7 protein-coding genes and 1 tRNA gene are annotated in these 10,111 nt (G+C 63.7%); 2 read left to right on the top strand and 6 right to left on the bottom strand.

All coding sequences use genetic code 11. The features are described 5' to 3' along the window. Positions 1-257: 257 nt before the first annotated feature. Positions 258-1,220: a sugar-binding protein gene (locus EN943_RS14550; protein WP_127413098.1), complete on the bottom strand. Its 963-nt coding sequence runs from the start codon at positions 1,218-1,220 to the stop codon at positions 258-260. 560 nt (positions 1,221-1,780) lie between these two features. Here EN943_RS14550 and EN943_RS14540 point away from each other — a divergent pair. Continuing rightward, the gene (locus EN943_RS14540; RefSeq protein WP_164778200.1) at positions 1,781-2,899 is read left to right on the top strand and encodes a LacI family DNA-binding transcriptional regulator; all 1,119 of its coding nucleotides are present in this window, start codon (positions 1,781-1,783) and stop codon (positions 2,897-2,899) included. Positions 2,900-3,908: 1,009 nt separating this feature from the next. Continuing rightward, complete coding sequence (locus EN943_RS14525) at positions 3,909-4,301, top strand: MAPEG family protein (RefSeq protein ID WP_013528384.1); 393 nt, start codon at positions 3,909-3,911, stop codon at positions 4,299-4,301. A 113-nt stretch (positions 4,302-4,414) separates the two neighbouring features. Here EN943_RS14525 and EN943_RS14520 read toward each other — a convergent pair. From EN943_RS14520 to EN943_RS14495, 5 genes are all read right to left on the bottom strand, one after another. Further along, positions 4,415-4,491, bottom strand: a tRNA-Arg gene (locus tag EN943_RS14520). A gap of 251 nt (positions 4,492-4,742) precedes the next feature. After that, a complete protein-coding gene (locus EN943_RS14515) occupies positions 4,743-5,657 on the bottom strand; it encodes a DUF1003 domain-containing protein (RefSeq protein ID WP_127413096.1) in 915 nt (304 codons plus the stop codon). 586 nt (positions 5,658-6,243) lie between these two features. Beyond that, the gene (locus tag EN943_RS14505) at positions 6,244-7,131 is read right to left on the bottom strand and encodes a D-alanyl-D-alanine carboxypeptidase family protein (protein WP_127413094.1); all 888 of its coding nucleotides are present in this window, start codon (positions 7,129-7,131) and stop codon (positions 6,244-6,246) included. Positions 7,132-7,403: 272 nt separating this feature from the next. After that, positions 7,404-7,958 carry a 16S rRNA (guanine(966)-N(2))-methyltransferase RsmD gene (gene rsmD, locus EN943_RS14500; RefSeq protein WP_127413093.1) on the bottom strand — a complete coding sequence of 185 codons (555 nt, stop codon included), beginning with the start codon at positions 7,956-7,958 and terminating at the stop codon, positions 7,404-7,406. Next, positions 7,955-10,069 carry a pseudouridine synthase gene (locus EN943_RS14495; RefSeq protein ID WP_127413092.1) on the bottom strand — a complete coding sequence of 705 codons (2,115 nt, stop codon included), beginning with the start codon at positions 10,067-10,069 and terminating at the stop codon, positions 7,955-7,957. The genes rsmD and EN943_RS14495 overlap by 4 nt, the downstream gene beginning before the upstream one ends. Positions 10,070-10,111: the final 42 nt, after the last annotated feature.

Below are 10,111 nucleotides of genomic sequence, written 5' to 3'. Positions count from 1 at the left end.
CGCCCGGATAGGTCTTGCGCACGTTCTCAAGGCTGAGGAACGGGGCGGTCACGGATGCAGCAATGGATGTATCGGAATAGTTCATCATGCCTGGCAGCGATTGGCGGGCCAATTTCTGAGCATGATCTTTTCCGAAAACCGGCTTCCACTTTTCGGGATCATGCTCTTGGCTTTTGGCAGACTGACGATGCGCGCGCGGTTCGTCAATGCGAGCAGCCGGCCCAAGCGACGTTGAGCCGGCTGAACTGCTTCAAGTCTTAGTTTCCGGCCATCGCCTTCAGATTGGCGGCGTAGGCGTCGACGTCATCCTTGCCGATGATCTTGGTCGGGATGATGATGAGGTTGCCTGCCGGGATGCCCGATTTGTCGCCCTTGAGATAGGCAGCCATCAGCTTCATGCCCTGATAGGCCCATTCGAAGGGCTGCTGCACTACGGTGGCGGCAATGGTACCTTCCTTGACGCCGCCCAGCGTGATCGGATCGTCATCGAAGCCGACGACGGTGATCGAGCCGAGCTTGCCGGCGTCGCGCAGCGCTTCATAGATGCGCGGCGTGTTGTAGGAGTAGAAGCCGACCATGCAGGTGACGTCGGGGCTGGCGACCAGCGCGTCCTCGACGTTCTTCTTGGCGCGCGCCTGGTCGATGTCGTCGCCGCGCACGTCGATCAGCTCGATCTTGGTGCCGGCGAGGCCGTCCTTCATGCCCTGGATGCGCTCCTTGGCATTGTCGGCGCCGAGCAGGCCGACGAAGCCTAGGCATTTTCCGCCATTGGGCATCGCCTTCTTGGCGATTTCGGCCGCCTGCTTGCCGGCATCGACATTGGACGAGCCGATATAGGCGACGCGCTTGGTCTGCGGGGCGTCCGAGTCGGTGGTGAACAGCGCCGTTTCCGAAGCGATCTTGTTCAACCCATCGGTCGAGGTCTTGGGATCGACAGCCGAGACCATGATGCCCTTGACGCCGGCGGTCACCAGATCGTCCATCAGCCGCTGCTGGATGGCGACCGAGGACTGCTCGGGGTATTTGAGCTCGAGCGTATAGTCGGGCAGTTCGCCCTGCGCCTTCTTGACGCCGGCTTCGGCGGCCTTCCAGAAATCGGAAGCGCCGTTGACGACGAAAGCCAGCGTCGGCTTGTCGTCGGCGCGCGCGATTGCCGTGGCCGACAGGCCAAGCAGCAGCGCGGTCGCGGCTACGGATGCATTTCGTATCAAGGATTTCATGTTCAACCTCCCGTTTGGCTCAGTCGTTGGACCGGCCGATCTTGCACTGACCTGATTTGCCGTTTGCAGCGTGGACGCCCTCCTCCTCAAAGGGGTTCCCGGCACCGAAAGAATGGCGTCGTTCCAGCCACGATCATGGACCTTAGAGACTCATCCTTCGTTCGTAAATAGTCCGATTTGTCTGACATATCACATATCCGAGACAAGGCCGGCGGAGGTAGTATCCGCAAGCCACCGGGCCATTTTTCGTACTCTCCCGCCGCCCCGGACGTGACCGGCCAGATGCGACGGATTGACGGTACAGCGCATTTTTGTATTAGTAAACAGTATTAGTTCCGAGCCAATGGCAGCGATTTCGCGGTGTGCCCGCCGGCAAGCCGTCGCCGCTGCCGATCTGCCACCCAAGGCTTTTGTTATCTGAGCTTTCGCTCGTATGGAGATGCGTGGCGGATGGACCTTCGGCATACTAATAGTTATAAACGGCCTTGACGTTATCCCTATAAACCAACGGCGTCACGCCACCTTGCCGGCCTGACCGGCCAGCCAGACTGGGATTTGCCATGAGCGAGACGACGGATCGGGCCAGCGACACAGCGAGGCGCCGCAAGGCGCCGGCGAAGGGCGCCAAGGGCCGCGTCACCATGATCGATATCGCCAGGGCGGCCGGCTGCTCGCAGGCGACCGTTTCCTTCGTGCTCAACAATTCGCCGGGGATCAAGCTGTCGCAGCAGACCCGCGAACGGGTGATCGAAGCCGCGCGGACGCTTGGCTACACCGCGCCCGCTTTCGAGGCCCTTCACCCGCCGCTGCCCGCCTTCGGGGGGCCCGCCTTCGAAGGGCTGGACGGGGTGATCGGCTTTGCCGTCGACCAGCTGGCCACCAGCCCGGAAGCCGTGGTCGCCATCGAGGGCGCGCGCCAGGCCTCGTGGAATGCCGGCAACGTTCTGCTGGTGGCGCAGACGCTGGGCGATGCCGTCATGGAGCCGCGCGCCATTTCGGCGCTGACCAAGCGGGGCATTTCAGCGTTGATCTACATGACCATCTTCACCCGCGAGATATCCGCGCCCGACTATCTCTACGGCCTCGACATCCCGGTGATCCTGCTCAACTGCTATACGGCCGACTACGCCTTCCCGGCCGTGGTGCCGAGCGAGATCGCCGGCGGCCAAAGCTCGACCCGGCATCTGATCAGCCACGGCCACCGCCGCATCGCCACCATCACCGGCGAGCCGTGGATGCAGGCCGCACAAGACCGGCTGAAAGGCTACCGCCGCGCGCTCGCCACCGCCGACATCCCGTTCGACCCCGAGCTGGTGGTCGAAGGCGACTGGTCGGCCAGCGCCGGCTACGCCGCCACCGTCAAGCTGCTGGCGCTCAGGGAAAAGCCCACCGCCATCTTCTGCCAGAACGACCGCACCGCGATCGGCTGCTACGAAGCGCTGAAAGAAGCCGGCCTGCACATTCCTGGGGATATTTCCGTCGTCGGCTACGACGACGAGGAAATAGCCAGGCACTTGTTCCCGCCGCTGACCACCTCGATCCTGCCGCACATGGCGATGGGCCAATGGGCGATCGAGCAACTCGAAGCGCCGGCAGCGCCTGGAAGGGGGCGGTACCCGATCACGAAGCTGGAGTGCCCGCTGGTGGAGCGGGAGAGTGTGCGGGCGGTAGCGGGGTAACGCGACTCGGCGGGCCCGCGCTAGCTTACCTTCGACCGTTAGGGAAACCCTATCAGTGGGACGAAGAGCTGATGGCGGCAATGCAGACGATTCTTGCGCGGAAGGGGGTAAAGGTCGAAGCCCGAGACATTCATTCCCATTGGTACAATAGACCGGCACGGTTGCGAATTTGGGGTTGGACACGCCGTGCCGGCCAGTGCTGGACACCCCAGCCCGGTTACGCTACCGGCACAACAGGAATCCAGCAATTAAGCCTGATGGTCTAGATCGCGAGTGCAGAGCCTGTTCTCGCGCTTCAGGGGCCTTTTTACCACGGGCATTACTTCTCCTCCGGGTAGTCCAGCGGCTTCGCATGGCGATGCATTTCTTCGCACCCGTCCGACAAGGCCGGGCTTGAACCATTCCGCCTTGTCTTTCTTCAGGCCTTTGGCACTGGCCCGCTAACCTTGCCCTGCACGCGGTCCCGCAGGCACTTGCGTCTGCCGAACTTGAAATTGACGTTGGCGGTGCCGACTTGCGGAATCGGCTTTCGTTTCCTCGAGAAAGCAAAAAGCCCGCCACCTTTCGGCAGCGGGCTTTCCAAAACTGTAGCTCCCTAGGTTAATCGATAGTCCCGGATGAGCTGGGCGAAGCCGTCACTGACGACAGTCGCTCACGCTTCGTGAAAACGGGCTTCTGATAGATTTTCTTCATCGACATTCCCCTTTGCCAATCCGCAATGTGTCACTCTTTGCCTTCCACGGGGCAGCGTGTCAATCGCGCAACAAATGCCGCCACCTTTCGGCAGCGGGCCGACCACGTCGGTACGTCGATGGCCATCACCGCCTCCACGGGACGCTGATGGCATTCCAACTTGCCCACCGTTTTCGGATGATTAACAAAAAGGGCAATTATGTAACTGACAAACCCGGCTCTTATTGGCGCTGGCTGTCAGGAAAGATCTGCCTGCGCCTTGCCGTTGCCGATAACCTTTGCTTGCCTACTGTCCCGACCATGAGAGGAGGCAAACATGGAACGGCTTTACCCGGTAGCTCTTGTGACGCTGTTTTGTAGCTTGATGATATTCGGAATGGCGGTGACGGTCGCGAGAACCCACAAGAAGACTGGCATACTGGCGCCCGCAATGACCGGCGACCCGCTCCTTGAACGAACCATCCGGGCACATGCCAACGCGGTGGAATGGTTTCCTATCTTTATGCCATCGATGTGGCTGTTCGCGATCTACTGGAATGCCGCGTGGGCTTCCGGCCTTGGGCTGCTCTGGATGATAGGTCGGATTGCATATTTCGTAGGGTATCGCACCGCGCCCTTGAAGCGCTATCCCGGCTTCTTCGTCCAGTCGATTGCAGCCTTCGCGCTACTTTTTGGCGCTCTGGGCCGGATCATCTATCTGATGCTCTAGGCGCTGCCCAGCTGCGGGAGAATGACACAGTACCTCATAAGTGAGGATAGAGCGGGTGAGCTGCTCGACTGCAAAGCTGCCAACGGTGCCCCGATACGGACCCTCGGAATTTTTGGCGCACCCGACAGGATTCGAACCTGTGACCTCTGCCTTCGGAGGGCAGCGCTCTATCCAGCTGAGCTACGGGTGCTTCCCGGAATCCGGAAAACGAACCAGCCGGTGAACCGGCAAGTCACGGCTTCTTAGCGGAAGCAGGCGCGGGCTTCAACGGGCAATTGGAGATTGGCGGTGTCCAGTGGCGAAGGTGGAATGGCCCTCTCACTGGTGTGAGCTTCTCGGATATGGCGCTCCCCTCTCCGTCTCGGCTTCGCCGAGCCACCTTGCCGGGGCGAGCCACGGGTCTCGCCCGTCCTTCGGACCCCCACTTTGTGGGGCGAGGAACTACTGCCCCCCTACTACCCGTCGTCCGCGCACCGCCCGTTTCGGCTTCTTCGCACCGGCCAGTTCGTGCATCGCATCGAGCTGCATCTGCTGCATTTCGGCCAGGCGTGTCCATTGGCGCGAGATGAGGTAGTCGAGTTTTTCATGCAGGTGGCGCACTTCCAGCTCGGCCTTGAGGTTGACGCGGTAGTCGTTGAAGGAGCGCAGGCGGTCCTTGGACTCCTGCCGCCTCTGGCTCATCATGATGATCGGCGCCTGGATGGCGGCAATGCAGGAGAGCAAAAGGTTGAGCAGGATGAAGGGGTAAGGATCGAAGGCGCTCGACATGCCGGCGATCAAATTGATGCCGATCCACACCAGAAGCACGCTGGCAAACGAGATCAGGAACCACCAGCTGCCGCCGAAGGCCGCCATGTTGTCGGAGACGCGGTCGGCAAAGGTGCGGTGCTCCTCGAACTCCTCTTCCGAGTTTTCGGAGATCGTGTCCTGCCTGGCGATCGATTCGACCACCTGGCGGTCGAGCTCGGAGAATTCGCCGTGCTCCTGCTGCAGCAGCTCCTCCATGTAGCGCATGCGGTAGCGGCCGAGCTCGGCGCGGCTGATGCGGGCGCCGGCCGGCAGGTCGGGATGGTCCGACCGGATGCGGTCGGCGAGGCTCGGGCGCAGCGTGTCGATGCGTACCAGGTCGCGCTTGCGGAATTTGCGGCCCGATATGGCCGACGGTTTTTTCTTCGGCTTGCCACGGTGGGCGCCTGGACCAGCGGGTTCGGAGTCCGGCACTTCGGGCGTGTCGAAGTGCTCGTCCGATACCGGATCGGCCTCCAGCTCACCGACGATCGGCGCCTCGAAATATTCGCCGCCGTCATCGTTCTGATTGTCTGCCGGTTGCTCTGGCGTTTTGGGGGCGGTGCTCATGGTGCGGGCTCCTGAGGGTGCTGGGCGACGTATGCCGCAACATCGCCAGCATCGCGACGGATTTCGTGGGACTACAAGTGTTTTTGATCGCTTCCCGACTTCGTCATCCACGGGCGAAGCGGGAGCGAAGCGGACGCGCAGACCCGAGGATCCATGCCGGGACGTTTGTGGAGGGTGCAGCGGGAGCAGAACTCAGCACCGCTGCGGGGCCTTGAAGTCGTGGCATGGATCCTAGGGTCTGCGCCGCGTCGCTTCGCTCCTTGCTCCGCCCTAGGATGACGAAGCGATGGATGTTTCCGCTAAACGACGCCAAGGCTACGGGAGAACGCTGCAGGGCGGCGGGTAACAAAAAAACCCGCCTTGCGGGCGGGTTACGTTTCCAGTGGATCAATTGGCGCGACTCAGCACCATACCCAAAACAGTAGCTTAGCTGCCCTCACCGAGTCAAGAAAAAATTCCTATCGGCATTCGTCACCGCGCGGCCAAGCGCGATGCTTGCTACGGCAGCTCGCCCTTCGCCGGCTCAGGGCGTTCGTCGTTCAAAAAGCCAAGCAATTGGCTTTTTGTCCGCTACGCGGACCACTCCTCACTGCTCGGCGAACATCAGCCTGGTCTTGGCGCCATCCATCGTTGGCGACAGGCTGCGCTGGATCAGCGCTTCGACATGGTCGTTGCGCTGGCGGGCTGAGTCGGCGCCCATCACCACGACGATCAGATTGCGGCCGTCGGCATTGTAGGAGGTGACGATGTTGAAGCCCGACGCCCTGATGTAGCCGGTCTTGATGCCGTCGACGCCGCGCACGCGGCCGAGCATGTCGTTGTGGCCGCGCACCAGCCTGCCGCGGAACATGAAGTCGCTTTCGGAGAAATAGTGGAACTGCTGCGGAAAGCGCTGATGCAGTGCCATGCCGAGCACCGCCATGTCGCGCGCCGTCGTCATCTGGCTGTCGTCGGGCAGGCCGGAGGCGTTGCGGAAGGTGGTGCTGGTCATGCCGAGCTGGCGCGCCTTGGATGTCATCATGGCGGCGAACTGATCCTCCGAGCCGCCGAGATATTCGCCGACCGCCACCGCCACGTCATTGGCCGATTTGACGACGATGGCGCGGATCGCGGAATCGACGTCGATGCTTTCGCCGCGCCGGAAGCGCATCTTGGTCGGCGGCTGCGAAGCGGCATGGTCCGACACCGGGATCTGCGTTTCCTTGCTGACACGGCCGGACTGCAGCGCCTCGAACAAAAGATACAGCGTCATCATCTTGGTCAGCGAGGCCGGGTAGCGCTGCGCCGTCGAGCTGACCTCGAACAGCTGCTTGCCGGTCCTGGCGTCGACGACGATCGCCGCATATTTCTGCGCCGGCGCCGGCACGGCCAGCACGCTGTCGGGCGGCGTCGTGGCGCAGCCGGCCAGCAGCACCAGCAGGCTGAGTGCCGCAAAAACTCTCTGGATGAGCGGAAGGGGACGCAGGTTGGACAAGGGCAGGACTGTTCTGGGATCGGCTGTTGCTGAGATGAGACGAAGCTAACGTAACGCAAGTGATGCGTCCATTTGGTTAATGGCTGACAGTCCTTGGATTGTCGAGGGCATCGATCTGGTTCCTCGCCCCACGAAGTGGGGAGAGGTGGCTCGGCGAAGCCGAGACGGAGAGGGGACTGCGCCCTACGAAGGCCCCCTCTCCGGCCGCTTCGCGGCCACCTCTCCCCCAATGAAGGATTGGGGGGCGAGGAACCGCCAATCGCGAAGGCGTATCAGGCCGCCTCGATAAAGCGGATGACGGTCTCGCCATAATTGCGCTCGTCCAGCACCGAAAAACCGGGGCCCGGCTCGAAGGGCGCCACTGCCGCCTCCTCGACCACACACAGCGCGCCGGGGCGAAGCCAGCCGCCGGCTTTCGCCGACTGCAAGGCGCGCTCGCCAAGACCCTTGCCATAGGGTGGATCGGCGAAGACGAGGCCGAACGGCGCCAGCGTGCCGGCCTCGCCGAGGCCCGTGGCATCGCGGCGGAAGATCTTGGTGCGGCCGGTCAGCCCGAAGGCCTCGACATTGTCGCGGATCAGGCCACGGCCTTCGGCCGTTTCCTCGATGAAGACGCCATAGGAGGCACCGCGCGACAGGGCTTCGAGCCCGAGCGCGCCGGTGCCGGCGAACAGGTCGAGCACGCGCGCGCCGTCCAACTGCTCGGCAAAGCGATGCGCCAGCACGTTGAAGACCGCCTCGCGGGTGCGATCGGTCGTCGGACGAATGGCGCTCGAACGGGGCGTGGCCAGCGGACGCCCGCGAAACTCACCACCGACGATTCTCATCTCGCTTTGGGGCCTCGGGGACCATTGCGCGGACGCTCACCGCCGCCGGCCCCGCCCGGACGTTCGCCTCTCGGCTTGCCGAACGGCTTGGCACCGGCCGGTTTGCCATAGGTCGGCTTGAACGATGCCTTGCGCGCCTTGGCTTCAGCTGCCTTGGCAGCGTCCGCTTCCGCCCTGCCCTTGCCGATCGGCCGCGCGCCCGGCGCCATCCAGACATTGGCCTTGCGCTGGCCGGGCGGCTCGATCGGCCGCTGCTCGCGCTCGGATTTCTTGCCGCCCGGCTTGCCGCCAAAAGCACCACGCGGCTTGTCGCCGAAGCCACCGCGCGGTTTGTCGCCAAAATTGCCGCGCGGCTTGTCGCCAAAGCTGCGTTCGGGACGCGGGCCGCGTTCGCCAAAACTCTTCTCCGCGCTTCTGTCGGGACTTGTCGACAGTTTGCCCAGAGCCTCGTCGCGGCTGCCTTCGCGGCGCTTGCGGTTCTTGATCAAACCGCCCTCGCCGATCGGGCGGCGCTCACCGTCGCGGGTGAATTTCGGCCGCTCCGGCTCCGGCTCGCGAACTTCCGTGCGCCGCACCGGTTTGTTGGAAAATGGCTTGGTAACATCGGCGTCGAAATTGGCGCCGGATTCTTCGACCAGGCGCTCGCCAAGCTGGTCACGCAGCACGCGCCCCTTGATCTCCAGCACATGGCCCTCGGCGAGGTCATCGAGCTGGAACGGCCCGTAGGAGATGCGGATCAGCCGCGTCACGTCGAGGCCGAGCGAACCCAGGATGTTCCTGACTTCGCGGTTCTTGCCCTCGCGCAAGCCGATCGTCAGCCAGGCATTGGTGCCTTGCTCGCGGTCGAGCGTCGCTTCGATGGCACCGTAGAACACGCCCTCGACGGCAATGCCTTCGCGCAGGCCGGCAAGCGCGCTTTCCTCGACCTTGCCGTGGACGCGCACGCGGTAGCGGCGCAGCCAGCCGGTGGCCGGCAGTTCGAGCACGCGCGACAGGCCGCCATCATTGGTGAGCAGCAGCAGGCCTTCGGTGTTGATGTCGAGCCGGCCGATGGTCATCAGCCGCGGCAATTCGGCCGGCAGCACGTCGAAGACGGTCTTGCGGCCCTCGGGATCGCGGTTGGTGGTGACGACGCCGGCCGGCTTGTGGAACAGGAACAGCCGGGTGCGCTCGATCGGCGGGATTTCCATGCCGTCGAGATGGATGATGTCATCAGGCATCACGTTGAAGGCCGGTGAAGTCAGGGCGCGGCCATTGACCTTGACGCGGCCGGCGGCGATCAGCTCCTCGGCATCGCGGCGCGAGGCCAGGCCGGCGCGGGCCAGCCGCTTGGCGATGCGCTCGCCTGCCTCTTCCGCGGCCTCGGCGGGACGCGGGCGTGGCTTGAAGCTGCCGCCTGACGCGCCTTGCGGCCGATCGTTGAAATCCCGCTTCGGGCGATCGCTGAAGTCACGCTTGGGGCGGTCGGCGAAGTCACGCTTCGGCCGATCACCGGCGTCGCGCGGCGCGCGGTCACTGAAATCACGCTTGGGACGGTCGAAACGCTTTTCGCCGCCCGCTGCCGCCGCAGCCGGCCGGTCGCCACGTGGCGCATAAGGCTTGCGCGGCCCTTCGCGCTTCTCATACGGCTTGCGCTCGCCTTCGGCTGCCACCGGGCGGTCGCCGCGCGGTGCGTAGGGCTTGCGTGGCCCCTCACGTTTTTCATAGGGCTTGCGCTCGCCTTCAGCTGCCACCGGGCGGTCGCCGCGCGGTGCGTAGGGCTTGCGTGGCCCCTCACGTTTTTCATAGGGCTTGCGCTCGCCCTCAGCTGCCACCGGGCGGTCGCCGCGCGGTGCGTAGGGCTTGCGCGGCCCCTCGCGCTTCTCAAAAGGCTTGCCTTCGGGATGCGGGCCTTTGCTGAAAGGCTTGTCGCCGCCCTTGAAATCGCGCTTCGGCCGCTCGCCATCGGCAGCCATCGGCCGATCGCCACGCGGTGCGTAAGGTCTCTTGGCGCCAAAGGACGGCTTGCCGCCCTTGCCCGCGGCGCCATCACGGCTGCGCGGTCCCGCGGCTTTCGGCCCGCTCTTGGCCGGACCTTTCCTGGGTCGGAATTTCTTGTCGTTGTCGTCCATGTGGCCTTTGTCCGTTTGCGCTGCTACAGCCGTGGCGCATCC

The sequence above is a fragment of the Mesorhizobium sp. M7A.F.Ca.US.006.01.1.1 genome, assembly GCF_003997935.1.
GTDB lineage: Bacteria > Pseudomonadota > Alphaproteobacteria > Rhizobiales > Rhizobiaceae > Mesorhizobium.
Note: the sequence above shows the minus strand (reverse complement) of the source record. Positions and strands in the feature narration are given on the sequence as shown.